We start from the raw sequence: 16,389 nt of genomic DNA, 5'->3' as shown, positions 1-16,389 counted from the left end.
TTACGTCGGGTGGCGCGCGTCAGCGGCCGAGCAGCTTCTTGATGCGCTTGACATCGGCCTTGGCCAGCACGACGGTGCCGGTCAGCCGACGGGTCTGGGTGGAGGGCTTCTTCTCCAGGTTGTGTCGGAGGCCGGCCTGCTGGGCAACGATCTTGCCCTTGCCGGTCACCTTGACCCGCTTGCCCATTCCCGTGTGGCTCTTCATCTTCGGCATGTGGAACGTCTCTCCCCTGTTACTCGCCACCGTTGTCGGCGGCGGTGCCGGTGTCACCGGCCGCTGCGGGCTCGCCGACCGGGGCGGCGCCCTCGGCGTCCCGCTCCTTCGGCCCGCCACGGGTGGCCGTCGCGGCGACCGCGGCGGCCTTCGTGGCCCGGTGCGGCGCGAGCACCATGATCATGTTTCGGCCGTCCTGCTTGGGCGCGGCCTCGACGTACCCCAGCTCCGAGATCTCCGACTCGAGCCGGCGCAGGAGCCGGTAACCCAGCTCCGGGCGGCTCTGCTCGCGACCGCGGAACATGATCGTCACCTTGACCTTGTCCCCGGCCTTGAGGAACCGCACGACGTGACCCTTCTTGGTCTCGTAGTCGTGCGGGTCGATCTTGGGTCGGAGCTTCATTTCCTTGATGACGGTCTGCTGCTGGTTACGCCGCGCTTCGCGCGCCTTGAGTGCGCTCTCGTACTTGAACTTGCCGAAGTCCATGAGCTTGCACACCGGCGGGCGCGCCATCGGCGCAACCTCGACCAGGTCCAGGTCGACGTCCGCGGCCAGCTGAAGGGCGCGCTCCAGCGGGACGATGCCCACCTGCTCGCCCTCGGGGCCGACCAGTCGGACCTCACGTGCCCGGATCTGCTCGTTCACGCGTGGTTCGACGCTGATGGGGCCTCCTCGAGTAAAAGTCTCCGTGTGGCCGACCCCGCGGCTCCCGGGTGGGAGCCGAACCCGGAAAGCAGAAGGCCCCGGCGCATGCCAGGGCCCGCTCGACCGGTCGGCACGATCACATGATCGCGCGTCCGGCACCGGGACGTGCCCGGAACCGGTGACCGGACCCGGCCACCGTGGTGGTGACTCGGGTGGGAGCAGGCGCTCCTCTTTCATGGCTGTGTGCGTGCGCTTGACGTGCACGCGGGGACAGCCTGGTCGACTCGACCACACTACACCCTCGCCGCGAGCACCCCCAAACCGGGCACCCCGTCAGCCGCCGGCGGCACTCCCGGCGAGCCGGGCCTGGTGGGCCTGGTGCAGCCGGCGCAGGGCGCGGACCCCCTCGACGGCCCGCTCCTTGTCGGCGGCCTGGAGGGCGACCATGGGCAGCAGGTCGTCGTCGTGCAGCTCCAGGCTTGCCCAGGGCGCGCCCCGGTCGAAGCGGACCCCCCGGACGACCTCCCAGGGCAGCTCGTACGAGCCGATGATGTTGCGGACGCGCACGCCGTGCGCGTCCGCCTCGACCCGGGGGCGGGTGAAGACCAGCAGGGCGAGCGCGCCGAACACGCCGAGACCGACCATCGCGATCTGGTCACCCCGCTGGAAGCTGCCGTAGCCGTTGCCGGTGCCGCCGCTCAGCGTGGTCGCCAACAGGCTGAAGACCACGAGCAGCACGACCGCGGAGCTCCAGCAGACCAGCCGGATGCGGCGCGGCCGGAGGTGGACGGACTCGGTTTCGCTCACCCCACCAGTCTGCCACCCGCGCCCGGGCGGTCCCGCGCCGCCACACGTTTCGACCTCCGCCCGGCGTGCCCCGTCAACCCTCCTCGGCCTCCAGCTCGCCCGCCCGCCGCAGACGGGGCAGATCGCGGACCGTGATCCGGCGGTAGTCCGTGTCGACCAGTCCGTCCGCACGCAGCTCGCGCAGGGCCTTCTGGATGGAGGTCTCGGCGGCGCCACAGATGCTGGCGAGTTCCGGCTGCGTGAGCCGCACGTCGATGACGACGCCGTCGCGACCCTGGCGGCCGTGGGTGCGGCAGAGCTCGGCGACGACCCGGGCAACCCTGATCTTCACCGGGTACGAGGTGAAGTCGACGCGTCGCCGGTTGGACCAGCGCAGCCGGTCCGACACCACCGCCGCCAGCTCCAGTGCGGCGTCCGGGTGCTCCTTGAGGAACGCCTTGAACCGGTCGGGCTGGATGACCCGGTAGATCGCCGGCCCACAGGTGGTGACGCTCGCCGAACGGGGCCGGTCGTTGAGTGCCGACATCTCGCCGACGAGGTCACCACCGACGCGCAGGGCCAGCAGCGCGGCCCGCCCGTCCGGGAGGGCCGCGGTCACCTTCGTCAGCCCCTCCTCGAGAAGCACCAGGTGCGACTCGCGTACGCCCTCGTGGATGACGATCTGTCCGGCCGGAACCCGCCGGCGGACACCCAGCTCCAGCAGGGCGACGCGGACCGCGGGGCCGAGCCGTTGCAGGAACGTGCCGTACGGCCAGGTGACGGCGGACGGTTCGGCTGGTCGTCGCATCAGCGCTCTCATCCTCCTCGGCCAGCGACAGCCGTCGAAGCGTAGCCGGCCCTGCGCGTTCCGCGACGCCCGCATACGCAGTGCGGCGGCGACGGCGAGCTGGACGGTCACCAACGCCAGCAGGACGCCCGGCGGCCAACCCACCGCGAGCAACAGCTCCATCAGACCGATCCTCATGCGAACAGGACACCGGCCCACCGCGTGCCGGACACCCGCGCAGGAGGGGATGACGCCCTGACGACAGTTTCGGACGATGCCGTACTTCTACGGGGTTCCGCGCGACCCGCCTCGGTTCGATGTCTCCTGCGGTGCCCGCCTGTGGGGCGGGTCGGGCGAGGAAGGGCGGCACGACGATGCGACATCCCGAGCGGCGACTGTTGGTCTCCGTGGACATGGAGCGGTACAGCCGGCGCACCAATCTCCAACAGTACGAGGCGCAGAAGGACTTCCGGGACCTGCTGCACCAGGCCGCCGGCGACGTCGGGCTGGACCGGGTCGCCTGGACGACGCAGCAGGCCGGTGACGGCGAACTGGCGATCCTTCCCCGGGACGTGGCCGAATCCCGCGTCATCGGTCGCTTCGTGCCGGAGCTCAACAGGCGGCTACGCGGCTACAACAGCAGCCGGGTGCAAGACGCCCGCATCCGGCTGCGGGTCGCCGTCCACCAGGGACTCGTCCACCTCGACGGGGCCAACGGTTTCCCCGGCAACGCCGTCGTCTTCGTCTGCCGGTTGTGCGAGGCGGAGCCCGTCAAGCGCGCCTTGGCGGCCTTCCCCGACGCCGGGGTGGCACTGATCGTGTCGGGAGAGATATTCCGCGACGTCGTCACCGAGTACCCGGAGGAGATGCGCCCGGAGCGGTTCCGGCGGGTCGAGGTCGTCCATCCGGACAAGGGGTTCCAGGAAGACGCCTGGCTCTGCGTCGTGGACGAGGACATGTCCGCCCCGCCGTCGGCGGAGACCGCGTTGTCACCGCCCCCACCGCGGGGCGTGGGAACCGGTGCGGAGCACCGCCGGGAGTCGTCCGGCTCCCCGGCGGCCCGGACGCCGCCGGACGCGGGCGGCATTCGGACGGGCGACGTGCGGGTCGACGGCCAGAACGCGATCGGGCCCGGTGCCACGGCGATCGGCTCCGTCGGCCGCGATCTGGCTTTCGGCGGCGGGCCGGAAAGCCGGACACGGTGACCGCCCTCGGCCTGCCGCACCCGTACGACGACGACACCGGCGACCCGGAGGAGCTCTGGGATGCCCCCGGCGACGAAGGCTACGACCCTCTCGAGGAGGGCCCGGCGGCGGGCCCGGAGGAGTACCCGGCGGACAGGCCGGCGGACCCTGTGGAGTCGTCGGACGGCGGCGAGTCGGACGAGCCGCTCGACTCGGACGATGTGCTCCGCCGGCTGGCCGGCCTGCTCGGCGGTCCCACGATCGGCCTCGGCGACGTGCGTGTACGGGGGCAGAACGCCACCGGTCACGGCGCCGTCGCCATCGGCACCGTCAACGTGACCGCCTCGGGAACCGACGGCACGGGGCGGATCTGGTACGAGCGCCTGAGCGAGACTGACGTCCGGGAACGGGCGCAGGGGTACGCGCCCACGTCGAGCGACCAGCAACTCGACCGTCACCTCAAGCGCCGCCACCTGGTGTGCCTGTCCGGCCCCTCCTCGAGCGGCCGGTTCACCTCCGCCGTCCTCGCCACGGCGCGCAGGCACGGGCACGACCGTGCCTGCGTGCTGGGTGCGGAGGAGCTTGACGACCTGCTCGGGTCGACCGAACGGTTGCCCGGCGGTCGCGGGTACGTGCTCCGGCTCGCGGACGAGGCGGCGAGCGCCGTCGACGGGTTCACCCTCGTGGCGCTCGCGGCGCGGGCCGAGGAGACCGGCATGACCCTGATCCTGCTGGGCGACTTCTCCCGGCACGCCCAGGATCTCGCCGGCCACGTGGTGGAGCACCGGGTGCCGCCGGCGGTGGAGGTGTTCAGGGCGCGGCTGCGCCAGCACCTGACGGGACGATGCGTCGGCTGGTGTCCGGACGGCTGCGACGGCGTCTGCGTGGAGCGCTACCTCGACGACGAATGCGTCACCCATCCGCTGCTCTCGGCCTATCTCGCCGGCGAGCCGCGTCCGGGCGAGGTCGTGCCCGTGGTGGAGCTGATCGCCCAGTCGGTTCCGCACGGACCCGCCCTCACCGAGCGCTTGGAGCAGCTGCTCCCGCGCCAGTTGCGCGAACGCGCTGCGCAGATCCTCGACGTGGGCCGGCACGACGGCCGGCACGGGGTCGGCGGCTGGACCGCCGACCAGGCCCGCGCGTTCCGGCTGGCCTGCGCCGTACTGGCCGGGCAGCCGGTGGCGGAGATTCGTCAGGCGGCACATCGCCTGACCGGGGCCGGTCTCACCGGAATTCCGTCAGGCGGCCCGTGGCTGCGCGGCCCGGACCTCGACACGATGCTCGGGTCGACGCTGCGCCAGGCGGTCGTCGTGGTCAGCGACGAACGCGCCGTGGGCGGCTGGCGCATCGAGTTCGGCGCCGGCAGCGACCAGCTCCGTTCGACGCTGCTGGAGGTCGCCTGGACGGACTGGTGGCTGCCGGGACAGCTGCTCGGCTGGTGGGCGGACCTGGTGCGCTCCGACGTGCCCGAAGTCCGACAGGCCGCCGCGGGCGCCATCGGCTGGTCGGCCGGGCGGGACGTGCGGGCGGCCCTGAAGACGGTCGGCGACCTGGCCCGGGAACGGCGGGCCGGCGTCCGGCAGGCCGCCGCCATCGTGCTGGTCGCGATGGCGATGCAACCCGGTCTGCGGCAGCGCGTGCGGACCGAACTCGACCAGTGGGCGGCAGGGCCGGCGGCGCACCTGCGGGACACCGTCGCCCGGGCGTACGGACTCGGTCTGGCCCGCCTCTGGCCCGACGCCGCCCTGATGCAGCTCCGCCTGGTGGCGCAGGCCCGCATGCAGCGGCGGAACAACTCCGTGGTCCGGGGCCTGGTCGAGGTCTACCGGGCCGGCCACGGGGCCACGCTCGTGCCGGAGCTGGTCGGCTGGAGCGCCTCCGACGACCCGGAGGTGCGGCTGCACGCGGCGCGCACGCTGCGCGTCCTCGCCGACCGCTGGACCGAGCCGCCCAGGGAACACTGGCCGGAGCTGCTCGATCTCGTTCGGCGGCGGATCGTCGAGCCGCACGACGTCGCCGCGCTCTGGGCCGCGGCGCTGGGCATGCCGCAGACGGCCTACCGATCGTGGCGGACGCTCGGCTTCTGGCTGAACCGGGCGGACGGCGACCCCGAGGTGGCGGCCCACTGCCTGGCCCTGCTGCGGCACGTGATCGCAGGTCGGCCACCGCTGCGCCACCGCCTCGACCACCAGATCCGACACGTCTGGCGGCCCATCATGCCGCGCAACGACCTGCTCGACGCCGTACACGCACTCATCGACGAGGACCTGCCATGACCACTCACCCCAGCGAGCCGCCCACCACGGGAGCGTCCGTACCGACCCAGCCGGAGCGCCGCCGCTGGTGGCACGTCCTCCTCCCGCCGGACGGCCCCCACTCCACGCCTCCGACGCCGCCGGTCCCCAGCACGGTGACGTTCCGGCACGACGTGCCGCAGCCGATCCTGGTCCCGGCGAGGGGCGACGCCTTCGACTTCCGGCTGCACGCCGTCTACACCTGGACCGCGCAGAACATGACCTATGAGGGGCTGCGGTTGCGGGCGGAACGTTATCTCGCCTGGGCGGGTGGCGTCGTCCGGGAGCGGGCAATGGACCTGGCCCGGCAGTACGAGCCACACCGCTCGCACGACCTGGAGCGCGCGCTGAATGACCGGCTGGCCGGTCAGCGCTGGCCCCGGGAGGGCTGTCAGCCGCACTTCTGGGTGCAGGTCCGAGTCAGCCCGGACGAGCGGGTGCGGGAGCGGCTGCGACCGTACTGGGAGGAACGGATCAAGCTCGAATGCAACCACGAGCTGCAGAAGATCCGGGCCCAGCAGGCGGACGAGCTGACGCGCCGGTGGTGCGCCGTGTTGCAGAGCCTGGAGGACGATCCGGTGACCGCACACGCGGCCCGGCTGACCGGTGAGCAGTTCGCCGAGGTCTTCCGTCGCTACGTGCAGGAGCGCCGAGGGACGGTGCCTGAACTGGTGGAGCTGCTGCGCGAGGCCGTCCGGGGACACGGCGACCTCGGTATGGGACCTTCGGAGTACACCGAGGCGTGGGACGCGGCGATCCGGACGTACGAGCGGCACCACGGGCTCTCCCAGCGGGTGAACTGACCGAACGCCGGTCCCCCCCGTACCGCCGGGTCACCGGCGCCTACCCGGGCGTCGCTGATCCGGCGGTCGCGGCGGAGGCTGCCGGACCGCCGGCGCTGGGCGGCGCGACGTCGCGCGAGCCGCTGCGGCGGGGACCCCGACCGGCGACCAGGGTGGCCGTCAGGGTGAGCAGGGCCCCGGCGAGCACCGGCAGCCGCAGCCCGGGGCCGCCCGGCAGCAGCGCGTCCAGCAGCAGGGCGCCGCCCAGCTGGCCGGCGACCAGGGCGAGCCCGGTGCGCAGCACGCCGACCGAGGGGACCCCGACCAGCAGGGCGGCCACGATGACGACCCCGAGCAGGCCGCCGGTGTAGAGGTACCAGTCGCCCGGCCACGTCGGGCCCGGCCCGGTGAGGGCGCCGGCGAGCGCCGCGACCAGCAGCACGACGGGCGTGGCCGTGGCGAAGTTGACCACCATCCCGGCGGCGGCCGAGCCGGCGGCGGAGACGCGCGCGTTCAGCGCGGACTGGAGCGCGACGCCCAGCCCGCCGGCCACGGCGAGCAGGACCAGGCCGACGGCGAGGTCACCGACGGGCTGGCCGAGCTGGGCCAGCGTCACGGCGGCCACGCCGAGCAGCGCCCCGGCCACCCGTGGTCGGGTGAGCGCCAGCCGTCCCCCCGGCGCCAGGCCGGCCCGGTCGACGGCCAGCCCGCCGAGGCTGCCCCCGGCGACCTGGGCGATGGTGAAGATCGCCACCCCGAGCACCGGCACGATGTACACGCCGGCCAGCACGATGCCCGCGCCGCCGAGCCCGCCCAGGTACGCCCACCAGGGCAGCCGGGCCCGGCGCAGCGCGACCAGGCCGGTCCGCGCCGACGGCAGCACCAGTACCCCGAGGCCTACCAGCAGCGCGCCGCCGAGGTTGTTGACCAACGCGCCCAGGGTCGGGTCGCCGGCCCGCTCGCCCAGCTCGGCGTTGACGACGCCCTGCGCCGCCGAGGCGACGCCGGCGAGGGTGACCGCGGCCAGCGCCGCCCCCGGCGGCAGGCCGCGCGCCGCCGGGGCGCCCGCCACCGTGGGCGCGCCTGTCACAGCCGGCAGGCGTGGATGTTGGTGACCAGGATGGCGCGGGCGCCCAGCTCGTACAGCTCGTCCATGATCCGGTGCACGTCGTCGCGGAGCACCATCGCCTGTACCGCCACCCAACCCTCGCGGTGCAGCGGGGAGACGGTCGGCGACTCGATGCCCGGGGTCAGCGAGCTGGCCCGGTCGAGCAGGCCGGCCGGCACGTCGTAGGCGAGCATCACGTACCGCCGGGCGACCAGCACCCCGTGCAGCCGGCGCAGCAGCTGCGCGGCCTGCGGGTGGTTCGGGGCCTCGGCGCGGCGGACCAGCACCGCCGACGAGCGCAGCAGCGGCTCGCCGAAGACCACCAGGCCGGCCTGGCGCAGGGTGGCGCCCGTCTCCACCACGTCGGCGACCACGTCGGCGACGCCGAGGCGGACCGCGTTCTCCACCGCGCCGTCGAGGCGGATCACCTCGGCCTTGACGCCCAGGTCCGCCAGGTGCCGCTCGACCAGCCCCGGGTACGCGGTGGCGACGCGGTGCCCACCCAGCTCACGCGCGGAGGCGATGTCGTCGGGGCGGGCGGCGAAGCGGAAGGTGGCCCGGCCGAAGGCGAGGTCGACGACCTCCTCGGCGGGGGCGCCGGAGTCGATCAGCAGGTCCCGGCCGGTGATGCCCAGGTCCAGGTCGCCGGAGCCGACGTAGGTGGCGATGTCCTTGGGGCGCAGGTAGAAGAACTCGACGTCGTTGGGCTCGTCCCGGCAGACCAGGTCCTTCGGGTCGGTGCGCTGGCGGTAGCCCGCCTCGCGCAGCATCTGGGCGGCCGGCTCGGCCAGGGTGCCCTTGTTGGGGATGGCGACACGCAACATGGCGGAGTGCTCCTTCGATCGGTTCTGATCAACGACGGGGCGCACTCAGAGATGTCGGTAGACGTCCTTCAGGTCGAGGCCGGTGGCCAGCATCAGCACCTGGACCTGGTAGAGCAGCTGGGAGATCTCCTCGGCGGTGCGTTCCGGCCCCTCGTGCTCGGCGGCCATCCACGACTCGGCCGCCTCCTCGACGACCTTCTTGCCGATGAAGTGCACGCCCTTGTCGAGCGCGGCGACCGTGCCCGAGCCGGGGGTGCCCGCGGCGGCCTTGGCCTGCAGCTCGGCGAACAACTCCTCGAACGTCTTCACGGGAGGCGATTCTTCCAGTCGCCCCGAGAGCCCCGGTGCGCCGGGTCGGGCCCGGGGCGCCGGGGCGGCGGGGTCAGCCGCCGAAGCCGACCCGCTGGCCGTTGCCGGCGAGGTCCCGGATGGCCAGGGCGGCGTCGAGGGCCGCGACCGTGGCGGACCAGCCCTTGTCCTCCGCCGAGCCCGGCAGCCCGGCCCGGTCCCGGGCCTGCGCCAGGGTGTCGACGGTGAGGACGCCGTGCGCGACGGGCCTGCCCTCGTCCAGCGCCACCCGGGTCAGCCCGTCGGTGACCGAGCGGCAGACGTAGTCGAAGTGGGCGGTGGCGCCCCGGACCACCACGCCGAGCGCGACCACCACGTCGCAGCGACGCGCGAGGGCCTGGGCCACCACCGGCAGCTCCACCGAGCCGGCCACCCGGGCGGTGACCGCCCGGGCCCCGCACGCCTCGGCGGCGGCGACCGCCCGGTCGAGCATGTGGTCGGTCAGCTCGCCGTGCCAGCGCGCCGCGACCACGCCGACGGTCATCCCGGCGGCGTCGACCGCCGTCACGCCCGGTTCACCGAAACCCGCCATGCCTACGCTCCGATCTCGTCGCCGCGGACGGGGCGGCCCATCGGGGCCTCGGTCACCTCGTCCAGCTCGTCCAGCAGGTGCCCCATCCGGTCCCGCTTGGTGCGCAGGTAGCGCACGTTCTCCGGGTGCGGGCGCACCGGCAGCCCCTCGCGGCCGGTGACGGTCAGCCCGTAGCCCTCCAGCCCGGCACGCTTGGCCGGGTTGTTGGTGAGCAGCCGCATCGAGCGCACCCCGATGTCGTACAGGATCTGCGCGCCGGTGCCGTAGTCGCGGGCGTCCGCCGGCAGCCCCAGGTCGAGGTTGGCGTCGACGGTGTCCCGGCCCTGGTCCTGGAGCTGGTACGCCTGGAGCTTGTGCAGCAGCCCGATGCCGCGTCCCTCGTGGCCGCGCACGTAGAGCACCACGCCCCGCCCCTCCCGGGCGATCCGCTCCAGGGCCGCGTCGAGCTGCGGGCCGCAGTCGCAGCGCACCGAGCCGAACACGTCGCCGGTGAGGCACTCGGAGTGCACCCGCACCAGCACGTCCCGCCCGTCGCCGATCTCGCCCGCCACCAGGGCGACGTGTTCGGCCGAGTCGTGCTCGCTGCGGTAGCCCAGCGCGCGGAACACGCCGTGCCGGGTGGGCATCCGCGCGTCGGCGACCCGCTCGACCTGCTTCTCGGTGCGCCGCCGGTACGCCACCAGGTCGGCGATGGTGACCAGGGTCAGCGAGTGCTCCGCGCAGAACTTCTCCAGGTCGGGCACCCGCATCATGGTGCCGTCGTCGTTGACCAGCTCGCAGAGCACGCCGGCGGGGCGCAGCCCGGCCAGCCGGGTCAGGTCCACCGCGGCCTCGGTGTGCCCGGGCCGGCGCAGCACGCCCCCCTCGCGGGCCCGCAGCGGCACCACGTGCCCGGGGCGGGCCAGGTCGGCCGGGCCGGTGCCGGGGTCGGCGAGCAGCCGGATGGTGTGCGCCCGGTCGGCGGCGGAGATGCCGGTGCTGATCCCCTCCCGCGCGTCAACGGTCACGGTGTAGGCGGTGCCGCGCCGGTCCTGGTTGGTGTGGTGCTGCGGCGGCAGGTCGAGGCGGTCGCACTCGCTCTCGGTCAGCGGCGCGCAGATGTAGCCGGACGTGTGGCGCACCATGAACGCGAGCAGTTCCGGCGTCGCCCGCTCGGCGGCGAAGATCAGGTCGCCCTCGTTCTCCCGGTCGGCGTCGTCGATCACGACGACCGGCCGACCGGCGGCGATGTCCGCCACCGCCTGCTCGATGCTCGCAAAGGTGGTCATGCCACGGCCTCCGAGTAGGTCGACGGGATCCGGGCCGGCCCCGGGCGGGCCGCCCGTGAGGTGCGCCACCAGGCGACGAGGCCCCAGGCGCAGAAGGCGCCGTAGACGAGATACATGGCGGCCGAGGGATAGAACCCGCCGCGCAGCAGCAGCGGCACGCCGACCGCGTCGACGGCGATCCAGATGAGCCAGAAGTCCACCCAGCCGCGGGCCATGCCGTAGGTGGCGAGCAGGCTGCCGGTGAGGATCCAGGCGTCCGGCAGCGGACCCCAGGAGCCGAGCGCCGCGAGCACCGGGTACGCGGCGGCGGTGCCGATGCCGGCCGCGGCCAGCAGCCCCAGCCGCTCCCGGCCGGTGGCCCAGCGGGGCGTCACGGCGTCGCCGGCGCCGCCGCGGTTGCGCGACCAGCGCCACCAGCCGTAGACGCTGACCGAGAAGAAGAAGACCTGCCGGCCCGCCTGCCCGTAGAGGTCGTGCGCCTGCGGGGTGGCGAAGACGCCGCCCAGGAAGACGGTGAACAGCAGCGCGTTGCCGATCATGCCGACCGGCCAGGCCCAGACCAGCCTGCGCAGGCCGAACACCGCCGAGGCGAGCCCGAAGCCGTTGCCGACGATCTCCCGGACCAGCACCGGCGAACCGGCGACGCTCACCTGCGCGTCGAGCAGCCAGCCGAGCGGGCCCATCAGGCCACCCCGCCCGTCGCGGCGGTGCCCGGCAGCCCGGCGCCCGGCGGCCCGCCGGGCGGGCCGGTGTCCGGCAGGGCCGGTCCGGCCAGCCGGGCGCCGAGCAGCCGCTCGACGTACTTGGCGAGGACGTCCACCTCGAGGTTGACCGGGTCGCCGACGCGCCGGGCGCCGAGGGTGGTCAGCTTCAGCGTGGTCGGGATCAGCCCCACCGAGAACCAGTCCGCGCCGACCTCGGCGACGGTCAGCGAGACGCCGTCGACGGTGATCGAGCCCTTCTCCACCACGTACCGGGCCAGGGCGGCCGGCAGCCGGAACCGGACCGTCTCCCACTGCGGGGCCGGCTCGCGGGCGATCACCTCGCCGACGCCGTCGACGTGCCCCTGCACCAGGTGCCCGCCGAGGCGGCTGTTCAGCGCGGCGGCCCGCTCCAGGTTGACCGGGTCGCCGGCCCGCAGCGCGCCCAGCGCGGAGCGGCGCAGCGTCTCCCCCATCACGTCCGCCGTGAAGGTCCCGTCGGAGACGTCCACCACGGTCAGGCAGACGCCGTTGACCGCGATCGAGTCGCCGTGCCGGGCGTCGGAGGTGACCAGCGGGCCGCGGAGCGCGACCAGCGCGGAGTCACCCGCCGTCTCGGTGATCCGGACGACCTCACCCAACTCCTCGACGATGCCGGTGAACATGTCAGCCCTCCCTCTTCCGGGGCAGCGCGGTGATCCGCAGGTCGGGTCCGACCTGCGTGACGTCGACGTACTCCAGGTCGATGGCCTCGGCGATGGTGGTCACGCCGGCGTCGACCAGGGCGGTCGGGCCGGCGCCGAGCAGCCGGGGCGCGACGTAGCCGACGATCTTGTCGACCAGGCCGGCGGCCAGGAACGCGCCGGCCAGCCGTGGGCCGCCCTCCAGCAGCGCGGCACGCACCCCGCGCCCGTGCAGCGCCGTGAGCAGCGCCGGCAGGTCGACGCGGCCGTCGGGGCCGGCCCCGACCTCCGCCGCGGTGGCGATCCAGGTGCGGGCCGCGCCGTCGCGGACCCGGGCGTCGGCCGGCGTACGCCCGGTGGAGTCCACCACCACCCGCAGCGGCTGCCGGATGGCGAGCGTGCCGTCGCGCAGGTTGCGGGCGGTGAGCCGGGGATCGTCGGCGAGCACCGTGCCCACCCCGGCGAGCACCGCGTCGACCGTGCCGCGCAGCGCGTGCACGTCCATCCGGGCGGCCTCGGAGGTGATCCACATGCTGGTGCCGTCGGCCGCCGCCGACCGGCCGTCCAGCGTCGCGGCGAACTTCCAGATCACGTACGGCCAGCCCCGGCGCATCGAGGTCAGCCAGGCGATGTTGCCGGCCTCGGCCTCGTGGGCGCGTACCCCCTGGTCGACCTGGATCCCGGCGGCCCGCAGCGTGGCGGCCCCGCCGGTGGCGAGCGGGTTGGGGTCGGGCACGGCGATGACCACCCGGGCGATGCCGGCCTGGATCAGCGCGGTGCTGCAGGGGCCGGTGCGGCCGGTGTGGTCGCAGGGTTCGAGGGTGACGACGGCCGTGCCGCCGCGGGCCCGCTCCCCCGCGTGGGCCAGCGCGACGATCTCGGCGTGCGGCCCGCCGGCGTACGCGTGGAACCCCTCGCCGACGACCTCGCCGGCGGCGTCGAGCAGCACGCAGCCGACCACCGGGTTGGGGCTGGTCGTTCCGAGACCGCGCGCGGCGAGTTCCACCGCGCGACGCATCGCCTCGTCGACGGAGACGCCGGCCATGCCCTGCCCTCTCACTCGCCGCTCGGCGCGCGGGCGGTGACGGGAGGCGACGGCATGGGGCCGCGTGCGTGCGGCGGCGGATATCCGGGTACGGCGCGGCCGCCCCGGGGGGCGCGCACGGCACGCTGAAGCCAGCGGCCGGGCGAGGCCCGTCCGTCCCGCGCGCTGTCTCCCATCCGGACTGTCTGGAAGCGGTCTCCCGCTCCCAACCGTCGGCCCCGGATTCTCACCAGGTCCACCGGGCGGCACGAGGCCGACCGGGTCGCGGGCTTACCACGGTCACACCGTGGATCACCGCCGGTTCGGAATTACACCGAGTCCCGCCAGCGCGTGGTGGGTACACGGGAAGTGTTACACGCCGGACGGGGGGTGGGGCCACCCGGGCGGGCTACCTCACAGCAACAGGGCACGAATCAGGAAACCCGGCGGCGCCGGTCCACCGCCACGTACGAGCCGGGCTGGCTCTTGGCCACCGTCTTCATCTCGGAGGCCACGGCGATCGCCTCCAGCGGGTCGGTGAAGCGCTTGTCGGCGTCGGAGAGGGAGACGCCGATCGAGAGGGTGACCAGGGCGGCCCGCCGGATGTTGCCCCGGCGGTCCTTCAGCTCCACGTAGCCGCGGGCGGCGTCGACCGGGTCGTAGAGCGAGTCGGCGGCCCGCTCGAAGTCGGCGGAGACCCGGGAGGTGAGCGGCCGGACCTGCTCCGGGGCACAGACGATCACGAAGTCGTCCCCGCCGACGTGACCGAGGAAGGCCGGCGGCAGCCCCACCGAGACCACCGCCCGGTGCAGGCTGCGGGCCAGCGCGGAGATGAAGTCGTCGCCGCGGACGAAGCCGTACCGGTCGTTGACGCTCTTGAACCGGTCGATGTCGATGTAGCCGACGGCGTAGTCGACCCCGCTGCGGACCCGGTCGGAGATCTCCCGGCGGATCCGGCTGTTGCCGGGCAGCCCGGTCAGCGGGGAGACCTCGCGGAACTCCTTGTTGCGCCGCAGGGTGGAGCTGACCCGGGCGACCAGCTCCGCGGTGTCGAAGGGCTTGACCAGGTAGTCGTCCGCGCCGGCACTGAGCCCGTGCACCTTGTCCACCGTCATGCCCTTGGCGGTCAGCATGATCACCGGCAGGGCCGAGGTCATCGGGTCGGCGCGCAGCCGCCGGGTCAGCTCCAGCCCGTCGATGCGCGGCATCATCAGGTCGACCACCGCCAGGTCGGGGCGCTCGCGCTCGATCACCTCGAGCGCCTCCTGCCCGTCGCTGGCGTGGATCACCTCGAAGCCGTGCAGCCGGAGGTTGAACTCGACGAAGCGCGCGATGTCCTCGTCGTCGTCGACGACGAGGATGACGTCCGGGCGGTCGCCGGCAGGCTCCACGTCAGGCCCCGGGGGCGGCGCGTTCCGCGAGCGCCCGCAGCTTCCGGATCGCCTCGGCCGGGTCGTCGGCGCCGTAGACGGCGGTGCCGGCGACGAACGCGTCGGCCCCCGCCTCGGCCGCCTGGGCGATGGTGTCGGCGGCGATGCCGCCGTCGACCTCGATGCGCAGTTCGAGGTGGCCGGCGTCGACGTGCCGGCGGGCCGCGCGCACCTTCTCCAACAGCTGCGGGATGAAGCGCTGCCCGCCGAAGCCGGCCTTGATCGTCATGATCAGCAGCGTGTCGAAGCTCGGCAGCAGCTCCAGGTACGGCTCGATCGGGGTGTCCCGGTCGATCGCCAGCCCGGCCTTGGCCCCGGCGGAGCGCAGGTCCTTGGCGAGGGCCACCGGGTCGTCGCACGCCTCGGCGTGGAAGGTGACGTTGTACGCCCCCGCGTCGGCGTACCCGGGGGCCCACCGGCGCGGATCCTCGATCATCAGGTGCACGTCGAAGGGGAGCTCGGTGGCGGCCCGCAGGCTCTGCACCACGGGCAGCCCGATGGTCAGGTTGGGCACGAAGTGGTTGTCCATGACATCCACGTGCAGCCAGTCCGCGGCGTTCTCCACGGCGCGGACCTCTTCGGCGAGGCGGGCGAAATCGGCGGCGAGGATGCTGGGCGCGACGATCGGCGGCGGTACGGTCACGGGGCCAGTGTACGAACGCGGCCGGCGGACCCCCACGGCGCGCCACCCACCGGGACGACCGGTGACCCACCGGTGACCGACGGTACGCGACAGGCGACCATCGGTCCGCCCGGCCGGACGAGGGGCCACCCGCGACTGGCCGAACGGCGCGAGGGCGACGAGACTCCATCGGGGACGGTGACGGGAGCCGTACGCCCCGCGTGGCGCTTCGGCGGCGGAGGGTGTCAGCTCCCGGGAAGGGCGGACGATGCGACGGTGGTTCGCGGCGCTGGCGCTGGCCGGCTCGGTGACGGCCCTGCTCGGCGGCTGCGTACGCCCCGGCGGTGCCGACGGCGACCTGACCGACGACTGGCCTGCGGTGCGGGCCCCGCAGGCCTTCGTGCCCCCCACGGACGCCTGCCTGCCCCGGGTCACCGCGGTCGTGCGGGCCGGCACCTACGAGGCGGTGGACTGCTCCCGCAACCACCTGGCCGAGGCCGTGCACGTCGGCAGGTTCACCGGGCCGGCCGCGGCCGGCGACCGGCCCGAGCCGGGCTCCCCGGCCCTGCGCCCCGCCCGGGCCGAGTGCGACGAACGCGCCCGGGAGGTGCTCGGCGGTGACTGGCACGCCGCCCGGATCACCCTCAACGTGGCGCTGCCCTCCGTGCCGGCGTGGCGCGGGGGCGCCCGCTGGTTCCGCTGCGACCTGAGCGAGACCGCCAGCGTCGACAACACCCGGCCGGTGAACCGCACGGGCAGCCTGCGGGGTGCCATGGTCGGCGACTCCCCGCTCGTGCACCGCTGCTTCGACCCCAAGCTGATCGGCGAGCGCCTCAACTACCTGGCCCCGGTGCTCTGCACCGAGCCGCACCGAGCCGAGTTCGTCGGCGTCCACGTGGAGCGCGACATGACCTGGGCGGAGTTCGGCCGGTCCCACCGGCAGACGCACCGGCGCTGCATGGCGCTCATCGCGGCCTTCGCCGAGGTGCCCGACAACAGCGACCTGCCGTACCGGGCGGGCTCGATCTTCTATCCCCCGACGCAGCGCGAGTGGGAGGAGGGCGACCGGGGCGTGCGGTGTTTCCTGTGGAGCGACGACCGGAAGCTGACCCGTTCCATGCGGGGCGCCGGCCCGCAGGGGCTACCCGCGATCTGA

18 protein-coding genes and 1 riboswitch are annotated in these 16,389 nt (G+C 74.1%); of the genes, 4 read left to right on the top strand and 14 right to left on the bottom strand.

Features of this window, described 5'->3' with window-relative positions; all coding sequences use genetic code 11:
- Nucleotides 1-19: 19 nt before the first annotated feature.
- The 4 genes from rpmI to V6V16_RS16515 form a co-directional block, all read right to left on the bottom strand.
- The gene (gene rpmI / locus V6V16_RS16530; RefSeq protein ID WP_007458415.1) at nt 20-214 is read right to left on the bottom strand and encodes a 50S ribosomal protein L35; all 195 of its coding nucleotides are present in this window, start codon (nt 212-214) and stop codon (nt 20-22) included.
- Nucleotides 215-233: 19 nt separating this feature from the next.
- Complete coding sequence (infC, locus tag V6V16_RS16525) at nt 234-860, bottom strand: translation initiation factor IF-3 (RefSeq protein ID WP_334563053.1); 627 nt, start codon at nt 858-860, stop codon at nt 234-236.
- A gap of 333 nt (nt 861-1,193) precedes the next feature.
- A complete protein-coding gene (locus V6V16_RS16520; protein ID WP_334563052.1) occupies nt 1,194-1,667 on the bottom strand; it encodes a PH domain-containing protein in 474 nt (157 codons plus the stop codon).
- Nucleotides 1,668-1,740: 73 nt separating this feature from the next.
- Nucleotides 1,741-2,631: a Crp/Fnr family transcriptional regulator gene (locus V6V16_RS16515; protein WP_334563050.1), complete on the bottom strand. Its 891-nt coding sequence runs from the start codon at nt 2,629-2,631 to the stop codon at nt 1,741-1,743.
- A gap of 176 nt (nt 2,632-2,807) precedes the next feature.
- Here V6V16_RS16515 and V6V16_RS16510 point away from each other — a divergent pair, with 176 nt between their 5' ends.
- Genes V6V16_RS16510 through V6V16_RS16500 form a run of 3 tightly spaced genes read left to right on the top strand, consistent with a single transcriptional unit; the run spans nt 2,808 to nt 6,714 of the window.
- Nucleotides 2,808-3,638, top strand: a complete 831-nt coding sequence (locus V6V16_RS16510; protein WP_334563048.1) for a hypothetical protein — start codon at nt 2,808-2,810, stop codon at nt 3,636-3,638.
- Nucleotides 3,635-5,893 carry a hypothetical protein gene (locus V6V16_RS16505; protein ID WP_334563046.1) on the top strand — a complete coding sequence of 753 codons (2,259 nt, stop codon included), beginning with the start codon at nt 3,635-3,637 and terminating at the stop codon, nt 5,891-5,893. The genes V6V16_RS16510 and V6V16_RS16505 overlap by 4 nt, the downstream gene beginning before the upstream one ends.
- Nucleotides 5,890-6,714, top strand: coding sequence for a hypothetical protein (locus tag V6V16_RS16500; protein ID WP_334563044.1), 825 nt, complete (start codon nt 5,890-5,892; stop codon nt 6,712-6,714). The genes V6V16_RS16505 and V6V16_RS16500 overlap by 4 nt, the downstream gene beginning before the upstream one ends.
- Nucleotides 6,715-6,754: 40 nt before the next feature.
- Here V6V16_RS16500 and V6V16_RS16495 read toward each other — a convergent pair whose 3' ends face one another.
- The 10 genes from V6V16_RS16495 to rpe form a co-directional block, all read right to left on the bottom strand.
- On the bottom strand, nt 6,755-7,783 hold the full coding sequence (locus V6V16_RS16495) for a DMT family transporter (RefSeq protein WP_334563043.1): 1,029 nt from the start codon (nt 7,781-7,783) through the stop codon (nt 6,755-6,757).
- A complete protein-coding gene (hisG, locus tag V6V16_RS16490; RefSeq protein WP_334563042.1) occupies nt 7,780-8,625 on the bottom strand; it encodes an ATP phosphoribosyltransferase in 846 nt (281 codons plus the stop codon). Before hisG ends, V6V16_RS16495 begins: the two co-directional genes overlap by 4 nt.
- A 45-nt stretch (nt 8,626-8,670) precedes the next feature.
- Nucleotides 8,671-8,934, bottom strand: coding sequence for a phosphoribosyl-ATP diphosphatase (locus V6V16_RS16485; protein ID WP_053655491.1), 264 nt, complete (start codon nt 8,932-8,934; stop codon nt 8,671-8,673).
- 73 nt (nt 8,935-9,007) lie between these two features.
- Entirely contained in the window at nt 9,008-9,505 is a 498-nt protein-coding gene (gene ribH, locus V6V16_RS16480) for a 6,7-dimethyl-8-ribityllumazine synthase (protein ID WP_334563041.1), read from the bottom strand.
- 2 nt (nt 9,506-9,507) lie between these two features.
- The gene (locus V6V16_RS16475) at nt 9,508-10,773 is read right to left on the bottom strand and encodes a bifunctional 3,4-dihydroxy-2-butanone-4-phosphate synthase/GTP cyclohydrolase II (protein ID WP_334563040.1); all 1,266 of its coding nucleotides are present in this window, start codon (nt 10,771-10,773) and stop codon (nt 9,508-9,510) included.
- A complete protein-coding gene (pnuC, locus tag V6V16_RS16470) occupies nt 10,770-11,456 on the bottom strand; it encodes a nicotinamide riboside transporter PnuC (protein ID WP_334563038.1) in 687 nt (228 codons plus the stop codon). The genes V6V16_RS16475 and pnuC overlap by 4 nt, the downstream gene beginning before the upstream one ends.
- Entirely contained in the window at nt 11,456-12,139 is a 684-nt protein-coding gene (locus V6V16_RS16465) for a riboflavin synthase (RefSeq protein WP_334563037.1), read from the bottom strand. The genes pnuC and V6V16_RS16465 overlap by 1 nt, the downstream gene beginning before the upstream one ends.
- A 1-nt stretch (nt 12,140) precedes the next feature.
- Nucleotides 12,141-13,202, bottom strand: coding sequence for a bifunctional diaminohydroxyphosphoribosylaminopyrimidine deaminase/5-amino-6-(5-phosphoribosylamino)uracil reductase RibD (gene ribD, locus V6V16_RS16460; RefSeq protein ID WP_334563036.1), 1,062 nt, complete (start codon nt 13,200-13,202; stop codon nt 12,141-12,143).
- A gap of 160 nt (nt 13,203-13,362) precedes the next feature.
- Nucleotides 13,363-13,534, bottom strand: a riboswitch (FMN riboswitch).
- 81 nt (nt 13,535-13,615) lie between these two features.
- A complete protein-coding gene (locus V6V16_RS16455; RefSeq protein ID WP_334563035.1) occupies nt 13,616-14,572 on the bottom strand; it encodes a GGDEF domain-containing response regulator in 957 nt (318 codons plus the stop codon).
- Between the two features lies 1 nt (nt 14,573).
- On the bottom strand, nt 14,574-15,254 hold the full coding sequence (rpe, locus tag V6V16_RS16450; protein ID WP_334563033.1) for a ribulose-phosphate 3-epimerase: 681 nt from the start codon (nt 15,252-15,254) through the stop codon (nt 14,574-14,576).
- Between the two features lie 247 nt (nt 15,255-15,501).
- On the opposite strand from rpe, the gene V6V16_RS16445 reads away from it, so the two are divergent.
- Nucleotides 15,502-16,389: a septum formation family protein gene (locus V6V16_RS16445; RefSeq protein WP_334563031.1), complete on the top strand. Its 888-nt coding sequence runs from the start codon at nt 15,502-15,504 to the stop codon at nt 16,387-16,389.

Source organism: Micromonospora sp. CPCC 205561, from assembly GCF_036906775.1.
Classification (GTDB): domain Bacteria; phylum Actinomycetota; class Actinomycetes; order Mycobacteriales; family Micromonosporaceae; genus Micromonospora.
Note: the sequence above shows the minus strand (reverse complement) of the source record. Positions and strands in the feature narration are given on the sequence as shown.

What these genes read in the sequence shown, in the direction of transcription:
- rpmI (WP_007458415.1), bottom strand. Translation starts at nt 214, where the DNA reads ATGCCGAAGATGAAGAGCCACACGGGAATGGGCAAGCGGGTCAAGGTG.
- V6V16_RS16515 (WP_334563050.1), bottom strand. Translation starts at nt 2,631, where the DNA reads ATGAGGATCGGTCTGATGGAGCTGTTGCTCGCGGTGGGTTGGCCGCCG.
- V6V16_RS16510 (WP_334563048.1), top strand. Translation starts at nt 2,808, where the DNA reads ATGCGACATCCCGAGCGGCGACTGTTGGTCTCCGTGGACATGGAGCGG.
- V6V16_RS16500 (WP_334563044.1), top strand. Translation starts at nt 5,890, where the DNA reads ATGACCACTCACCCCAGCGAGCCGCCCACCACGGGAGCGTCCGTACCG.
- hisG (WP_334563042.1), bottom strand. Translation starts at nt 8,625, where the DNA reads ATGTTGCGTGTCGCCATCCCCAACAAGGGCACCCTGGCCGAGCCGGCC.
- ribH (WP_334563041.1), bottom strand. Translation starts at nt 9,505, where the DNA reads ATGGCGGGTTTCGGTGAACCGGGCGTGACGGCGGTCGACGCCGCCGGG.
- V6V16_RS16475 (WP_334563040.1), bottom strand. Translation starts at nt 10,773, where the DNA reads ATGACCACCTTTGCGAGCATCGAGCAGGCGGTGGCGGACATCGCCGCC.
- pnuC (WP_334563038.1), bottom strand. Translation starts at nt 11,456, where the DNA reads ATGGGCCCGCTCGGCTGGCTGCTCGACGCGCAGGTGAGCGTCGCCGGT.
- V6V16_RS16465 (WP_334563037.1), bottom strand. Translation starts at nt 12,139, where the DNA reads ATGTTCACCGGCATCGTCGAGGAGTTGGGTGAGGTCGTCCGGATCACC.
- ribD (WP_334563036.1), bottom strand. Translation starts at nt 13,202, where the DNA reads ATGGCCGGCGTCTCCGTCGACGAGGCGATGCGTCGCGCGGTGGAACTC.
- V6V16_RS16445 (WP_334563031.1), top strand. Translation starts at nt 15,502, where the DNA reads ATGCGACGGTGGTTCGCGGCGCTGGCGCTGGCCGGCTCGGTGACGGCC.